General features: G+C 71.7%; 1 protein-coding gene. It reads left to right on the top strand.

Going from position 1 to position 445, the window contains the following annotated elements:
* The coding region (locus LPA54_RS38925) for a helix-turn-helix domain-containing protein (RefSeq protein WP_228985117.1) at positions 1 to 443 on the top strand (443 nt) is incomplete at its 5' end.
* Positions 444 to 445 lie beyond the last annotated feature (2 nt).

Below are 445 nucleotides of genomic sequence, written 5' to 3'. Positions count from 1 at the left end.
CGCTGTCCCAGCTGGAGGCGGCCGGCGGCAATCCGAGCATGGAGACGCTGTGGGCGCTGGCGGTGGCGCTCGGGGTGCCGTTCAGTGCGCTGGTGGAACCGCCGACGCCCATGGTCCAGGTGATCAGGGCGGGGGAGGGGCCGACCGTGCGCTCGGACCGGTCCAGCTATGTCGCCACCCTGCTGTCGGCGAGCCCTCCCGGCGCGCGGCGCGACATCTACGCGGTGGATCTGGAGCCGGGAACGGCGCGCGCCTCCGACCCGCACATTCCGGGGACGGTGGAGCACATCGTGGTGAGCGCGGGGCGGGTGACGGCGGGTCCCGAGGGTGAGGAGGCGGAACTCGGCGCCGGTGACTACATGGCGTACCGCGGGGATGTGCCGCACCGGTACGAGGCGCTGGAGCCCGGCACGAAATTCGTGCTGATCATGCAGCACGTCTGAAA

Source organism: Streptomyces sp. DH12 (genome assembly GCF_020873895.1).
Lineage (GTDB): Bacteria > Actinomycetota > Actinomycetes > Streptomycetales > Streptomycetaceae > Streptomyces.
This window is presented reverse-complemented; position numbering and strand designations above follow the sequence as displayed.